The sequence below is a fragment of the Variovorax sp. Varisp36 genome (assembly GCF_047304235.1).
Taxonomy (GTDB): Bacteria; Pseudomonadota; Gammaproteobacteria; order Burkholderiales; family Burkholderiaceae_C; genus Variovorax.
Genome location: NZ_JBGLYU010000021.1, coordinates 16,074 through 29,412, shown reverse-complemented (window position 1 = coordinate 29,412; position 13,339 = coordinate 16,074). Strand labels below are relative to the sequence as shown.

The following is a 13,339-nucleotide window of genomic DNA, read 5'->3' as shown; positions in this document are numbered from 1 at the left end:
TCAATGCAGGGTGCTGATCAACTGGGCGCGGGAACGCATGCCGAACAGCAGCAGGATGGTGGAGACATGGTTCTTCACCGTGCCCTCGCTCAGGTTTGCGAGCTGTGCGATTTCCTTGTTGGCCTTGCCTTCGAGCACCCATTGCAGCACCTGCATCTGCCGCGGCGTGAGCTCCCGCCAAGCGCTGGCGTGCGCGAATTCCGCATAACCGGCGAGCGATTTGGGCATTGGCGGGGGCGGCAGTTCCGCCGCGTCGGGCGAAGCTGGATCGAGCAGGCCACAGGCGCGGATGAAGCTCACCACCTCCTTCAGGTCGGCCGACTTCGGCAGGAAGGCGGCGGCGCCCAGCGCGAGCACGCCCTGCGCCAGCGCGCTGCTGCCGGTGCCCGAGAGCACCACGATGCGCGCGGCCGGAAAGCGCCGGCGGAACTCCGCCAGCCCGCTCAGGCCGTGCGTGTCGGGCAACGCGAGATCGAGCAGCACCAGGCCGATGGAGGCCTGGTGGGTTTCGTACAGCGCGATCGCATCGGCAGCGTTGGCAGCCTCGAAGACTTCGATGCTCGCGCCGGACGAGGCAGCCTGCGCCTGCACCAGCGCGCAGACGCCCAGACGCAGCAGGTCATGGTCGTCCACGACAAGGATCGCCCCGGGTGCACGGGTGGAGGCGCCGGCCTCCGCGGCCGGTGACAGAGATGCGGATGGAGAGTCGAATGACGGCACGTGCTGATCTTAGCGACGGGGCCTTTTGGCGACAGTGCACAAAGTCACGGCGTGCACGGCAGCCGTGGTTCCTGATGCTACATTTTTTATAGCAATTTCATGGCGGGCGCGCTTGCCATCGGGCTTTGCCGTGGGCACCATCGAATATCTCGCCGCATCCCACGGCGCCCCGGAGACCCGCCATGACGCACACCGCCGCCGCCCCCCTTGGATCGAGCGACCGCAAGGTCGACCGGCTGCTCGCCCATTACGAGGAGAGCCACCGCCATCCGACCAACGAATTGATCCATTTCGTGGCCATCCCGGCCATCATGCTGAGCATCGTCGGCTTGCTGTTCGCGCTCCATCCCTGGGTGGCCTACGGTTTCGTGGCCGCCAGCCTCGTCTACTACGCCTTGCTGCGCTCGCCGGCCTTCCTGCTGGCCATGCTCGCCCTGACCGCGCTGGCCTTGGCGCTGGTGCATGCGATGGGCGGACTTGCATTGCCGATTTCAGCCGCTATCTTTGTGGTGGCCTGGATCTTCCAGTTCGTGGGCCACAAGATCGAGGGCAAGAAACCTTCGTTCTTCGAAGACCTCCAATATCTCTGGGTCGGACCGTTGTTCGTGCTGTCCAAGCTTTTCCTAAAGCTGGGGGTACGCTGGTAGCCCTGGTCTATCACGGCGATAGAAATTCAAGGGAACCCTTGGTTTAGCACTCCCTCTAATCGAGTGCTAATATGGCCCACACAAAGGAGTTTCCCTGATGACAACGCTGTCTGGAGTCTCTGCCAACCAGCTGGCCGTCGCCAACCCATGGTCGATGGTTCCCCCGCTGGGCAACCTGGACGCCTACATTTCGGCCGCCAACCGCCTGCCGCTGCTCACGCTTGAAGAAGAGCAGGGCTTCGCACGCAAGCTGCGCGACCACAACGACCTCGAATCCGCCGGCGCGCTGGTGCTGTCGCACCTGCGCCTCGTGGTGTCCATTTCCCGCCAATACCTGGGCTACGGGCTGCCGCACGGCGACCTGATCCAGGAAGGCAACGTCGGCCTCATGAAGGCCGTGAAGCGCTTCGACCCCGACCAGGGCGTCCGGCTCGTGAGCTACGCCATGCACTGGATCAAGGCCGAGATCCACGAGTACATCCTGAAGAACTGGCGCATGGTCAAGGTCGCGACGACCAAGGCGCAGCGCAAGCTGTTCTTCAACCTGCGCTCGATGAAGCAAGGCTTCAAGGCCGACTCGGCCGCGGCCGACAACGGCACGCACCGCGAGACGCTGAGCCCCGACGAGGTGTCGCAGATGGCGACCCGGCTGAACGTCAAGCCCGAGGAAGTGCTCGAGATGGAAACCCGCCTGTCGGGCGGCGACGTCATGCTCGATCCGGGCCCCTCCGACGACGGCGACGAAGCCTTCGGCCCGATCGCCTATTTGGCCGACGCCACGCAGGAACCGACCGCCCTGCTCGAATCGCAGCAGCGCGACCGCCTGTCGAGCGACGGCATCGCCACCGCACTCGAAGCGCTGGACGACCGCAGCCGCCGCATCGTGGAAGAGCGCTGGCTCAAGGTCAACGACGACGGCTCGGGCGGCATGACGCTGCACGACCTGGCCGCGGTGTACGGCGTGAGTGCCGAGCGCATCCGCCAGATCGAGGTCGCGGCCATGAAGAAGATGAAGAAGGCGCTCGCGGACTACGCGTAAGCCTTGTCCCTCCAGAAGAAAGCCCGGCACTCCCGGGCTTTCTTCATTTGGAGAGCGTTCGCAGCGCCCGCTTCGCGATGTAGCGGGTTTCGGCCGTGTCCGACTCTGCCACCCACCGCGCGCAGAGCTTGTCGACCCACTCGCCCTGGCTCTTGCTTGCGTCGTTGAGCCAGTTGGCGACCGAGTTCTGCACGTAGCGGCTGGGGTCGGCGCGCAGCGGCTCGATCAGCGGCAACGCCCGCCACGGCTCGGTCTTGAGCGCATCGATCTGCGCGCACCACACGCCGCGCGGCCGCGTGAGTTCGCTCGCAAAGCGGCGGATGTTGGGGTCGGCATCGGAGACCCACGGCTGCAGCAGCGCAAGCGCTTCGTCGAGCGACGCGATGACCTCGTCGCGCACCGCCATCCAGGCGATCTCGCGCACGCCGAAATGCGGATCGGCGGCGAAGCGGCGCACCGCCTCCAGCTGCGCCGCCAGCGGCAGGCCCGACAACGCGACCCATTGCGCGGCCCAGCAGCGGGCCACGTCGCTCGCGTGCGTGGCCAGCCGGTGTGCGACAGCGTCACGCTCGCCGTGCAGTGCCGCCATGTCGTAGAGCGCACGCGCGATGTGCCCGTGCCGCTGCATGGGCTTGAAAGCGCTCAGCATCGCGAGTGTGTCGACCAGCCGCTCGCCCTGCGCGTCGAGCCCGATGTGCCCCGCCACGCTGCGCGCCAGCCGGGGCAGCTCCAGCGCCATGAATTCGTTGAGGTTGACGGTTTCGAGCAGCCCGTCGTTGAGTGCGCTGAGCACCTCGGGCGGGATCAGCGCGATGCGGAAGGCGCCCTTGCGCCCTTTCAGGTGCTCGACCGAGTCCACGGCGGCCAACAAGCGGTCTTCCTCAGGAAGCCAGCAGCGTCTTCAGGTCCGACACCATCGACGGCACGCCCGCGCCATAACGCGCATAGAGCCGCAGCCGCCCCTGCGTGTCGTAGACATAGCTGGCGGCCGAGTGGTCCATCGAATAGCTGGTGGGCGTCTTGCCGTCGACCTTCTTGTAGTAGACCTTGTAGTCCTTCGCGACAGCGGCCAGCTCGTCGGGCGTGGGGATCAGCGCGACGAAGCTCGGGTCGAACGCGCCCATGTAGGCCTTGAGCACCTCTGCCGTGTCGCGCGCCGGATCGACCGTGACGAACAGCACCTGCAGCCTGTCGCCGTCCTTGCCGAGCTGCTGCTTGACCTGCGCCATCTCGGTCATGGTGGTGGGGCAGACGTCGGGGCATTGCGCATAGCCGAAGAACAGCACGACCACCTTGCCCTTGAAGTCGGCCATGGTGCGGACCTTGCCGTCGGCGTCCTTCAGCGAGAAGTCCTTGGCGTAGTCCGCGCCTGTGATGTCGACGGCGTTGAAGTTCTGCCGGGCCTCGCCGCAGCCCGCAAGGCCCAGGCCCAGGGCAGCGGCCACGCCCACCCAGCCGGCGCCCGTGGCCATCAGTCGAAGAGCGTTGCGCTTGTTCATGAAGACTTGGTCAGTGAAGGTAGTGATCGACGAGCAGCGCCAGGAACAGCACGCTCAGGTGGATCAGCGAGAAGCGGAAGGTCTTGCGCGCCAGCGCGTCGGAATAGTTGCGCCACAACGCGAACGCATAACCGGTGAAGCCGGCGCTCACCGCGACGGCCACCGCCAGGTAGAGCCAGCCGCTCATGCCGTAGATGAAGGGCATCATGCAGGCCGCGAACAGAATGAAGGTGTACAGCAGCACCTGGAGCCGCGTGAACTCGTTGCCATGCGTGACCGGCAGCATCGGCAGGCCGGCCTTGCGGTAGTCCTCCACGCGGTAGAGCGCCAGCGCCCAGAAGTGTGGCGGCGTCCACAGGAAGATGATGAGGAAAAGAATCCAGGCCCCGGGGTCCAGGGAGCCCGTCATCGCGGCCCAGCCCAGCACCGGCGGCATGGCGCCCGACGCGCCGCCGATCACGATGTTCTGTGGCGTCAGCGGCTTGAGGATCACGGTGTAGATCACCGCGTAGCCGACGAAGGTGGCGAAGGTGAGCCACATGGTGAGCGGATTGACCGTGAACCACAGCAGCGCCGAACCCGCCGCGCACAGCAGCGCCGAGAAAACCAGCGCCTGCCTATCGCTGAGTTCGCCGCGCGCCGTGGGACGCCACGCGGTGCGCTTCATCTTGGCGTCGATGCCCTTCTCGACGAGGCAATTGAACGCGGCAGCGGCACCGGCCACCAGCCAGATGCCAATGCAGGCCAGCACCGCGCGCTGTACGTCGGCCCACGAAGGCAGACCGGGGACGGCCAGTACCATGCCGATCAGCGCGCAGAACACGATCAGCTGCACCACGCGCGGCTTGGTCAGCGCGTAGAACTGGCGCAGCACGTTCGCGGTGCTGGTTTGCTGAACGGGGATCGGGGTGCTCACGCGGCGGCCTTCCTCTGGCTATTGTTGTTGGCGGACGCATTGTCACCGGCACGCACGATCAGCGCCGCGGGATCGCGCCGGCTCTCGCACAGCGCCCAGGTGAGCACCACGGCGAGCGCAGCGGCGCCGCCGGTGTGCAGCACCGCCGCAGCCAGCGGCCAGCCCAGCAGCACGTTGCCAAGACCCGTGGCGAGCTGAAGCAGCGCCAGCCCCGCGAGCCAGCGCGCCTGCGGACGCAACGCCGCGATGCGGCGCAGGTGCCATGCGAGCACGCCGAGCGCGACGAACACCGCATAGGCCATCAACCGATGCGCATAGTGGATGGCGGTGAGCGCGGAAAAATCGAGCGGTTGGCCCTCGCCGGTCACACCAAGGTGGCGCCAGATCTCGAAGCCCTGCGCGAAGTTCATGGCCGGCCACCAGCTGTCCTGGCAGATGGGGAACTGCGTGCAGGCCAGCACCGCATAGTTGGTGCTGACCCAGCCGCCGAGCGCGATCTGCAGCCCCAGCAGCACGGTGGTCGCAATGAGCCCGTTGCGCAGTGCAGGCGCTACGGCGATGGGCAGCCGCTGCGCAGCCGTCTGCCGGTAGTGCACGGCCTGGATGCAGAGCAGCGCCAACAACACCACGGCACCGAGCAGATGCAGCGTGACGATGGCGGGGAAGAGCTTCCAAGTCACCGTGAGTGCACCGAAGGCGCCCTGCAGGCAGACCCAGACCAGGGTAAATGCCGGCCACCACGCGCTGAGCGTGGCGTGGTGCTCGCCGTCTTTCGACGGCGGCGGCGCGCGGCGCTGGCGGCGGCGCGCGATCCAGGTGGCACCCGCGAGCGTGAGGATCAGCACGCCGACACCCGTTGCCAGATAGCGGTGGACCATCTCCACCCACGCCTTGCTGTGCGTGACGGGGCCGGTCGGCTGCGCGGCCTGCGCCATCGCGATTTCATGGCGCGCGCCAGCCGGGCTGGCGTTGCCGTAGCAGCCGGGCCAATCGGGGCAGCCCAGGCCGGAGTCGGTGAGCCGCGTGAAGGCGCCGAACAGCGTGAGATCGAAGGTAAGGAACAGCGTGAGCACGGTCAGCGCATGCAGCCGCCGCGCCGGGCCTGCACCCGCGTTGCGCCGCCAGACCCACACCAGCGGGCCAAGCGCGATCAGGACGCCCGCGGCCATGAGCCAGGCGATGGGCGTCAGATCGTAGAGCGAGGTGGTCGTGTCCATGGGCAAGTCGGAGGCGGTCAGCGGCCCGGTTCGTCCCACGACGCCGAGGCGCGCAGCAGGCGGTCGAGGTCGCGCTTGGCGCGGCTGGCACCGGCCGCGTCCATGCGGGCGGGGAAACGCATCATCCAGTTGCCCATCGGATCGACCACGTAGAGGTGTTCGGCCAGCGAGTGGCCCGGCATGGGAGCAAGCCACTTGGCCAGCTGGTCGGCCGGCACGCGCAGCACCGTCGCGCCATGCAGGCCGTTGTTCAGGCGCTCGGGCACGGGCGCGGCGTCGCTCACGAGCCAGACACGGTCCATGCGGTCTTTCTCCCGGCCCAGGCTCTCGCGCAGCTGGCGCTGCAGGTAGAGCTGCTGCTCGCAAAGCGCATCGCAGGCTGCATCGGCCACGGCCACCAGCAGCCACTGACCCTTGAGCGTGGCGATGTCCACCGGCGCACCATTGCGGTCGGTGGCCGTCAGCTTCGGCAGCTCGCGCTGCGGCTCGACCAGTTCGCCGTAGACGCTGCGGCCTTCGGGCCGGATCACGTAGTAGGTGAAGTACGAGGCAATGACGGGCGCCGCGCACATCAGCATCACGGCGATCATCTTCCAGCGCCCCATGACCGTGCGCCGGCCTTCCGCGCCGTCGAGCGCCTGGTTGGGCGACGGCATCGAATGCACCGTCAGGCCCAGCGGCTCGTCAGAAGCGGCCATCGCGCGCGCGGCGCCTCGAGCGGCGGAGGGGTGTGATGAATTGGAACCAGACATAGAGGATGACGACGAGGGCCGACAGGCCGAACCACTGGAATGCGTAACCGTAGTGCCTCTCCAGGCCCAGCGCCGGGGCCGGCCAGTCGCGCTGCAGGCCCTCGGAAGCCGGTCCGCTCTGCTGCAGCGACACGTCGGTGCGCAGCGGCAGCTTGGTTTCGGCGCGGAAGGCTTCCAGGTCGAGATTTTGCCGGATGGGCGAATACCCCTCGGCGGCCGATGCCGGAGCGGCCGGTGCGGAGGCCGCCGGAGCAGGCGCCGAAGCAGCCGCGGCCGGTGCGGATGCGGGGGTGCCCAATTCCAGCAGATGGCTCGGCGGCGGCTCGACCAGGCCCGTGACCTCGACGATGCCGGCGGGCGTCTCGACCGCGCCCAGCCGCGTGCGGTCGACGAAATTTCGCTGGATCCAGCCGCGTTGCACCATCACCGTCTGTTCGGTGCCTTCCAGGGCGAAGGGCGTCAGCACGTAGAAGCCTGGCGTGCCGTGCATCTGGCGGTTGTCGAGAAATACGGTCTGCGGCGTCAGCCACAGGCCGCGCAGGCGCACCGGGCGATGCATCGCGTCGGAGGGCTTCTCCATCGCCAGGAACTCGGCCTGGGTCAGCGCCGGCTTCAGCTTCTGGGCCTCGATGTCGGCCTGCAGCGCTTCTTTCTGCGCGGCGCGCGACAACTGCCAGCGGCCCAGTGAAACGGTGGCTGCCACCGTCAGCACGGCAGCGATGGTGATGAGCCAGAAACGGCCCGGCCGGCGCCGGTCTTCGGAATACAGGGGTTCAGGAGTCACTGGAGGGAACGGGGCGTGCGGCCGATAATGTGGGTCATGAAATATTTCGTCGCCCTGGTGTTCCTGGGCATCTTCGCGAGCCTCGCGTTTGCCCTGTTCTTCATGCTGAAGGACGGGCGCAATGGGCGCGCCAAGAGCGGCGGCATGGCGCGCGCGCTCACCGTTCGGATCGGCCTTTCGGTATTTTTGTTCCTCTGCCTGCTGCTGGCCTGGAAACTCGGCTACATCCAGCCCACCGGGCTCCCAGTCGGCAAGTAGATGGTGCTCGTTCCACGAGAACCATGAAAAAGGCGCCTTGCGGCGCCTTTTTTCTGGAATGCCGGGACGAGGTTCTTCGCTCAAAGCCAATAGACCAGCATGTAGAGGCCGAGCCAGACCACGTCCACGAAGTGCCAGTACCAGGCCGCGCCCTCGAAGCCGAAGTGACGTTCCGGCGTGAAGTGGCCCTTGCGCAGGCGCAGCGTGATGAACAGCAGCATCAGCATGCCGATGAACACGTGCAGGCCGTGGAAGCCGGTCAGCATGAAGAAGGTCGAACCGTAGGTGCCCGAGCTGAGCTTGAGGTTCAGCTCGGTGTACAGGTGGTGGTACTCGTAGCCCTGCACACTCAGGAAGATCAGGCCGAGCAGCACGGTCAGCCACATGAAGCGGATCGTCTGTGCGCGGTGGCCGGCACGCAATGCGTGGTGGGCAATGGTGAGCGTCACGCCCGAACTCAGCAGCAGCGCGGTGTTGATCGTCGGCAGCCAGAACGGGCCAACGGTCTGGAAGGGCTCGACGATGCCGGCCGGCGAGCCGGTGGCGCCGGCGGCGGCACTGGGCCACACGGCCTTGAAGTCGGGCCAGAGGATCGCGTTGTCCAGGCCGCCGAGCGACGGCAGCGCGTGGGTGCGGGCCCACCAAAGCGCCGTGAAGAACGCGCCGAAGAACATCACTTCCGAGAAGATGAACCAGCTCATGCTCCAGCGGAACGAGAGGTCGACCTTGTGGCCGTACTGGCCGCTCTCGCTTTCGCCGATGGCGGCGCGGAACCACACGAACAGCGTGCCGAGCCAGACCACCATGCCGGCCAGCAGGGACCATGCGCCCCACTCGTGGCCGTTGATCCATTGCGCGGCGCCCAGGATCACGAAGAACAGGCCGATCGCGGCCGAAACCGGATACGCCGATGGTCCGGGCACGAAGTAGTAGGGCGTGGTGCCGTGGGTGGTTGAACTCATATCAGCTCCTGGCTTTCTTTCTTCTCTCGATTCAATGGATTCTGCTTGTCGCGGGTTTCACCGTCAGGCTGCTGCGACCACGTGGCGCACCAGCAGCACCAGCCCGACCACGAAGACGATCACGGCAACGAACGCCACCGCGATGATGTGCAGCGGATTCAGCTTGCCCAGGTCTTCCTGGTAGGCGCTGTTCTTGCGAACGCCGAAGAACGACCAGCCCACCGCCTTCACCGTGTCCCACAGCGAAGCCTTCGGCCGGTTTGACGAGGGATCGGTCACGAGCGCGGCTCATCGGAAGTCCTGGAAACGGCGGCCACCGGTGCCGCAGGCGTCTTGCCGCCCACCTCGAAGAAGGTATACGACAGCGTGATGGTCTTCACGTCCTTGGAAATCTTGGGATCGATCACGAACGCGACCGGCCACTGCTTCTTCTCGCCCGGATCGAGCGTGTACTGGTTGAAGCAGAAGCACTCGAGCTTGTTGAAGTAGGGTGCAGCCTGCTGCGGCGCGTAGCTCGGGATGGCCTGTGCGGCCATGCGGCGGTTCTGCACGTTCTGGAATTCGTACATCACCGTGTTGAGCTGGCCGGGGTGCACCTGGATAGTCCGCTCCGCGGGCTTGAAGTCCCAGAGGCCGCCGCGCACGTTGGAGTCGAACTCGACCGTGATGGTGCGGGTCATGTCGACCTGCGTGTTGTCGGGCACGCGCACGTTCTTGCCGCCGCTGGCACCGCCCGGCACCTCGAGCTCGGAGAGCGCGAGGATGTTGATGCCGGTCATTTCGCAGATCGCGCGGTACATCGGCACCAGCGCATAGCCGAAGGCGAACATGCCGCAAGCCACGACGGCCAGCTTGCCGACCATGCGCACGTTGGCGCGGCGAATGCGTTGGCCGAGGCTCATGGTGCGTGCTGCTCCCGTTCGGTTGGCGGTCAGCGGCCGCTGAAGAAGACCATGCGGACGATGAAGCCGATGAAGAAGATCACCGCGATGGAGGCCAGCGTGAGCCCCATGCGTCGGTTGTTCTTTCTTTGTTCAGGCGTCGTCATCGTCGTGCGGCCTGTCAGCCGATCACCTTGGTGGCGGTCGCGTCGAGCTTGGGCGGGGTCTCGAAGGTGTGGAACGGCGCCGGCGACGGCACTTCCCACTCGAGGCCTTCAGCGGCTTCCCATGGCTTCTGCGAAGCCTTCTCACCCTTGCCGCGCATGGTGGGCAGCACGATGAAAAGGAAGAAATACAGCTGAGCGAAACCGAAGAAGAAGGCACCGACCGACGCCAGGGCGTTGAAGTCTGCGAACTGCATCGGGTAGTCGGCGTAGCGTCGCGGCATGCCGGCAAGGCCCAGGAAGTGCATCGGGAAGAAGGTCACATTGAACGAGATCAGCGACCACCAGAAGTGCACCTTGCCGCGCGTTTCGTTGTACATCACGCCGGTCCACTTGGGCACCCAGTAGTAGAAGCCCGAGAACATGGCGAACAGCGAGCCGGCCACCAGCACGTAGTGGAAGTGGGCCACCACGTAGTAGGTGTCCTGCAGCTGCGTGTCGATCGGTGCGACCGCGAGGATCAGGCCGGTGAAGCCGCCCATCGTGAACACGAAGATGAAGCCGACGGCGAACAGCATGGGCGTCTCGAAGGTCATCGAGCCCTGCCACATCGTCGCGATCCAGTTGAAGATCTTCACGGCCGTGGGCACCGCGATCAGCATGGTCGCGTACATGAAGAACAGCTGTCCGGTGAGCGGCATGCCGGTCGTGAACATGTGGTGCGCCCACACGATGAACGACAGGATGGCGATCGACGAGGTGGCGTACACCATCGAGGCGTAGCCGAACAGGCGCTTGCGGGCGAAGGCCGGCACCACCTGGCTGATGATGCCGAAGGCCGGCAAGATCATGATGTACACCTCGGGGTGGCCGAAGAACCAGAAGATGTGCTGGTACATCACCGGGTCGCCGCCGCCGGCGGGGTTGAAGAAGCTGGTGCCGAAGTGGCGGTCGGTCAGCGTCATCGTGATGGCGCCTGCGAGCACGGGCATCACCGCGATCAGCAGGTAGGCGGTGATGAGCCAGGTCCAGCAGAACATCGGCATCTTCATCAGCGTCATGCCGGGGGCGCGCATGTTGAGGATGGTCACGATGATGTTGATCGAGCCCATGATCGACGAGGCGCCCATGATGTGCATCGCGAAGATGCCGGCGTCCATCGAGGGGCCCATCTGCAGCGTGAGCGGTGCGTAGAGCGTCCAGCCGGCAGCGGGTGCGCCGCCGGGCATGAAGAACGAACCGACCAGCATCAGCGCCGCGGGAATCAGCAGCCAGAAGCTGAAGTTGTTCATGCGCGCGAACGCCATGTCGGAGGCGCCCACCTGCAGCGGGATCATCCAGTTCGCGAAGCCCACGAAGGCCGGCATGATGGCGCCGAACACCATGATCAGGCCGTGCATGGTGGTGAACTGGTTGAACAGCTCGGGGTTCACCAATTGCAGGCCGGGCTGGAACAGCTCGGCGCGGATCAGCAGCGCGAGCACGCCCCCCACCATCAGCATGGTGAAGCTGAACAGCAGGTAGAGCGTGCCGATGTCCTTGTGGTTGGTCGCGAAGACCCAGCGGCGCCAGCCGGTGGGCGCGTGGTGGTCGTGATGCTCGTCGTGTGCGTGGTCGCCGTGGGCGGCGTGACCGTGGGGGTCGAGGACTGCACTCATTTCGTTGTTCCTTGCAATTTCTTCGTCGCGGGACGCTGTCGCATCACTTGCCGCGCAGGGCCAGCACTTCGGCCGGCTGCACCAGCTGGCCGGTCTTGTTCGACCAGCTGTTCTTGGTGTACGTGGCCACGGCCGCGAGGTCGGTATCGCTCAGCTGCTTCCAGGACGGCATCGCGCCGTTGTTCTGGCCGTTGAGCAGCACATGCAGTTGCACCGAGTGGTCGGCATCGAGCACCTTCGGGTCGCCGTCGAGCGCCTTGATCGGGCCCGCGCCCTTGCCGTTGGCCTGGTGGCAGGCGGCGCAGTTGGCGGCATAGACCTTTTCGCCACGAACGAGCATGTCGGGCAGCGTCCAGACCTTGGTCGGGTCGTCGAGCTTGGCGGCGGCTTCCTTGCGCTTGGCGGCCACCCAGGTCGTGTAGTCGGCCGACGAGACCACCTTCACGTGGATCGGCATGTAGGCGTGTTCCTTGCCGCACAGTTCCTGGCACTGGCCGTAGTAGTCGCCCACGGTCTCGGCACGGAACCAGGTGTCGCGCACGAAGCCGGGAATCGCGTCCTGCTTCAAGCCCAGCTGCGGCACGGCGAAGGCGTGGATCACGTCGTTCGCGGTGGTGATGATGCGGACCTTCTTGTTGACCGGCACCACCAGCGGGTTGTCGACCTTCAGCAGGTAGTCGTCGGGCATCGCGCCCTTGGCGCCGGCGTCGGACATCGCGCGCTGCGAGCTGTCGAGCGTGGAGATGAAGGCCAGGCCCTCGCCTTCGCCGTTCAGGTAGTCGTAGCCCCACTTCCATTGATAGCCGGTGGTCTTGATCGTGAGGTCGGCGTTGGTGGTGTCCTTCTGGGCCACCAGCACCTTGGTGGCGGGCAGCGCCATGACGATCACGATGAGGAAGGGCACGATGGTCCAGATGACCTCGACCACCACCGATTCATGGAAGTTGGCCGCCTTGTGGCCGACCGACTTGCGGTGCTTCCAGATCGAATAGAACATGACCGCGAACACGGCGACGAAGATGACCGTGCACAGGATCATCATGATCGTGTGGAGCAGATGCTGCTCCTGCGCGATCTTGGTCACGCCGACCGGAAGATTCAACTGGCGAACCGAAGGGCCGCCGGGCAGATCGTTGACTGCGTGCGCCGCGCTGCTGAAAGCCGCGCCGGCCGCCAGCAACAGATTCGCCGGCCTGTACTTATTGCGCCAAATGCTCTTCATCGTGTTCACGTTTCTTCAATTTATCGACAACCCAACCGTGCAGCACTGCGCGAGCCCCCTCAGGCGCCACGCAACGCCATGCGAATCTCGCGGGCCAAAGCCGCACGCAACTCCGGGCGTACATAGCGCCCCACCCTGACCGATCGACCCTGCCCCGAGACCTCGATCAGCGAGCGATCGCCGGTCTGCGGTTCGATCCGCACCTGGTGCGGAAGAAATTCCGTGCGTTCGTAGTGCCCGCCGTTCTCGAGCTCCACGACGAGCCGCCCCTCTTGCAGCGCGATCTTCTCGCCGTCGGTCGCATGCCGTGCGTAGACCATGAACGCAAACCCGACAGCGGCCAGCTCGAGCCAGGCAAAAGGCAGAACCAGCGGCGCACCGTGCAGCCAGAACAGGGTGCCGGTGCCGAGCGATACCACGCACAGCGAGGCGTAGAGCCAGCCCAGCTGGCTCGGCGTCACCGAGCAGTTCCGCCTCAGGAACCAGTGGATGCTCTGGCCTGAAACGGTGGCAAATCGAAACACGGAATTCGACACGGGCGAGTTCAGCAAATCGGTGCGTCGATGGTCGCCCAATCCCTCGTACACCTTCGTACAAACAGGATCCGACACCCGTCGATC

Annotated in this window: 17 protein-coding genes; 3 read left to right on the top strand and 14 right to left on the bottom strand. The window is 65.8% G+C overall.

Annotated features, from left to right (window positions below; all coding sequences use genetic code 11):
- A complete protein-coding gene (locus ACCD11_RS14500) occupies positions 1 to 720 on the bottom strand; it encodes a response regulator transcription factor (RefSeq protein ID WP_007836328.1) in 720 nt (239 codons plus the stop codon).
- 182 nt (positions 721 to 902) lie between these two features.
- On the opposite strand from ACCD11_RS14500, the gene ACCD11_RS14495 reads away from it, so the two are divergent.
- Positions 903 to 1,367 (top strand): DUF962 domain-containing protein, encoded by a 465-nt coding sequence (locus ACCD11_RS14495; RefSeq protein ID WP_007836331.1) that lies wholly within the window; start codon positions 903 to 905, stop codon positions 1,365 to 1,367.
- A 97-nt stretch (positions 1,368 to 1,464) separates the two neighbouring features.
- Entirely contained in the window at positions 1,465 to 2,406 is a 942-nt protein-coding gene (gene rpoH / locus ACCD11_RS14490; RefSeq protein WP_007836332.1) for an RNA polymerase sigma factor RpoH, read from the top strand.
- Between the two features lie 43 nt (positions 2,407 to 2,449).
- On the opposite strand, the gene ACCD11_RS14485 is transcribed toward rpoH, so the two are convergent.
- From ACCD11_RS14485 to ACCD11_RS14460, 6 genes are read right to left on the bottom strand one after another with little or no spacing between them, the layout of a single operon-like run.
- Entirely contained in the window at positions 2,450 to 3,277 is an 828-nt protein-coding gene (locus ACCD11_RS14485; RefSeq protein WP_413314388.1) for a DNA alkylation repair protein, read from the bottom strand.
- Between the two features lie 10 nt (positions 3,278 to 3,287).
- Positions 3,288 to 3,905 carry an SCO family protein gene (locus tag ACCD11_RS14480; protein WP_007836335.1) on the bottom strand — a complete coding sequence of 206 codons (618 nt, stop codon included), beginning with the start codon at positions 3,903 to 3,905 and terminating at the stop codon, positions 3,288 to 3,290.
- A gap of 10 nt (positions 3,906 to 3,915) precedes the next feature.
- Positions 3,916 to 4,821, bottom strand: coding sequence for a heme o synthase (gene cyoE / locus ACCD11_RS14475; RefSeq protein ID WP_413314387.1), 906 nt, complete (start codon positions 4,819 to 4,821; stop codon positions 3,916 to 3,918).
- Positions 4,818 to 6,038 carry a COX15/CtaA family protein gene (locus tag ACCD11_RS14470; protein ID WP_413314386.1) on the bottom strand — a complete coding sequence of 407 codons (1,221 nt, stop codon included), beginning with the start codon at positions 6,036 to 6,038 and terminating at the stop codon, positions 4,818 to 4,820. The genes cyoE and ACCD11_RS14470 overlap by 4 nt, the downstream gene beginning before the upstream one ends.
- A gap of 17 nt (positions 6,039 to 6,055) precedes the next feature.
- Positions 6,056 to 6,736: a hypothetical protein gene (locus tag ACCD11_RS14465; RefSeq protein WP_007836347.1), complete on the bottom strand. Its 681-nt coding sequence runs from the start codon at positions 6,734 to 6,736 to the stop codon at positions 6,056 to 6,058.
- Positions 6,723 to 7,574 (bottom strand): SURF1 family protein, encoded by an 852-nt coding sequence (locus ACCD11_RS14460; RefSeq protein ID WP_413314385.1) that lies wholly within the window; start codon positions 7,572 to 7,574, stop codon positions 6,723 to 6,725. Before ACCD11_RS14460 ends, ACCD11_RS14465 begins: the two co-directional genes overlap by 14 nt.
- Positions 7,575 to 7,601: 27 nt before the next feature.
- Here ACCD11_RS14460 and ACCD11_RS14455 point away from each other — a divergent pair, with 27 nt between their 5' ends.
- Positions 7,602 to 7,832: a twin transmembrane helix small protein gene (locus ACCD11_RS14455; RefSeq protein WP_007836352.1), complete on the top strand. Its 231-nt coding sequence runs from the start codon at positions 7,602 to 7,604 to the stop codon at positions 7,830 to 7,832.
- Between the two features lie 80 nt (positions 7,833 to 7,912).
- On the opposite strand, the gene ACCD11_RS14450 is transcribed toward ACCD11_RS14455, so the two are convergent.
- From ACCD11_RS14450 to ACCD11_RS14420, 7 genes are all read right to left on the bottom strand, one after another.
- A complete protein-coding gene (locus ACCD11_RS14450) occupies positions 7,913 to 8,794 on the bottom strand; it encodes a cytochrome c oxidase subunit 3 (protein WP_007836354.1) in 882 nt (293 codons plus the stop codon).
- 63 nt (positions 8,795 to 8,857) lie between these two features.
- Positions 8,858 to 9,073: a DUF2970 domain-containing protein gene (locus ACCD11_RS14445; protein WP_007836356.1), complete on the bottom strand. Its 216-nt coding sequence runs from the start codon at positions 9,071 to 9,073 to the stop codon at positions 8,858 to 8,860.
- Positions 9,070 to 9,696, bottom strand: a complete 627-nt coding sequence (locus tag ACCD11_RS14440; protein WP_007836358.1) for a cytochrome c oxidase assembly protein — start codon at positions 9,694 to 9,696, stop codon at positions 9,070 to 9,072. Before ACCD11_RS14440 ends, ACCD11_RS14445 begins: the two co-directional genes overlap by 4 nt.
- Positions 9,697 to 9,725: 29 nt before the next feature.
- Positions 9,726 to 9,842 (bottom strand): cytochrome oxidase small assembly protein, encoded by a 117-nt coding sequence (locus tag ACCD11_RS14435; protein WP_007836360.1) that lies wholly within the window; start codon positions 9,840 to 9,842, stop codon positions 9,726 to 9,728.
- A gap of 14 nt (positions 9,843 to 9,856) precedes the next feature.
- Positions 9,857 to 11,497 carry a cytochrome c oxidase subunit I gene (ctaD, locus tag ACCD11_RS14430; protein WP_007836362.1) on the bottom strand — a complete coding sequence of 547 codons (1,641 nt, stop codon included), beginning with the start codon at positions 11,495 to 11,497 and terminating at the stop codon, positions 9,857 to 9,859.
- Positions 11,498 to 11,540: 43 nt separating this feature from the next.
- Positions 11,541 to 12,719, bottom strand: a complete 1,179-nt coding sequence (gene coxB, locus ACCD11_RS14425; RefSeq protein ID WP_007836364.1) for a cytochrome c oxidase subunit II — start codon at positions 12,717 to 12,719, stop codon at positions 11,541 to 11,543.
- 59 nt (positions 12,720 to 12,778) lie between these two features.
- Positions 12,779 to 13,255 carry a DUF2244 domain-containing protein gene (locus ACCD11_RS14420; protein ID WP_042673895.1) on the bottom strand — a complete coding sequence of 159 codons (477 nt, stop codon included), beginning with the start codon at positions 13,253 to 13,255 and terminating at the stop codon, positions 12,779 to 12,781.
- Between the last annotated feature and the right edge of the window lie 84 nt (positions 13,256 to 13,339).

Bases quoted from the DNA above. Each gene is read 5' to 3' on its own strand.
- ACCD11_RS14495 (WP_007836331.1), top strand. From the start codon at position 903: ATGACGCACACCGCCGCCGCCCCCCTTGGATCGAGCGACCGCAAGGTC.
- rpoH (WP_007836332.1), top strand. From the start codon at position 1,465: ATGACAACGCTGTCTGGAGTCTCTGCCAACCAGCTGGCCGTCGCCAAC.
- ACCD11_RS14480 (WP_007836335.1), bottom strand. From the start codon at position 3,905: ATGAACAAGCGCAACGCTCTTCGACTGATGGCCACGGGCGCCGGCTGG.
- ACCD11_RS14470 (WP_413314386.1), bottom strand. From the start codon at position 6,038: ATGGACACGACCACCTCGCTCTACGATCTGACGCCCATCGCCTGGCTC.
- ACCD11_RS14465 (WP_007836347.1), bottom strand. From the start codon at position 6,736: ATGGCCGCTTCTGACGAGCCGCTGGGCCTGACGGTGCATTCGATGCCG.
- ACCD11_RS14455 (WP_007836352.1), top strand. From the start codon at position 7,602: ATGTGGGTCATGAAATATTTCGTCGCCCTGGTGTTCCTGGGCATCTTC.
- ACCD11_RS14450 (WP_007836354.1), bottom strand. From the start codon at position 8,794: ATGAGTTCAACCACCCACGGCACCACGCCCTACTACTTCGTGCCCGGA.
- ACCD11_RS14440 (WP_007836358.1), bottom strand. From the start codon at position 9,696: ATGAGCCTCGGCCAACGCATTCGCCGCGCCAACGTGCGCATGGTCGGC.
- ACCD11_RS14435 (WP_007836360.1), bottom strand. From the start codon at position 9,842: ATGACGACGCCTGAACAAAGAAAGAACAACCGACGCATGGGGCTCACG.
- ctaD (WP_007836362.1), bottom strand. From the start codon at position 11,497: ATGAGTGCAGTCCTCGACCCCCACGGTCACGCCGCCCACGGCGACCAC.
- coxB (WP_007836364.1), bottom strand. From the start codon at position 12,719: ATGAAGAGCATTTGGCGCAATAAGTACAGGCCGGCGAATCTGTTGCTG.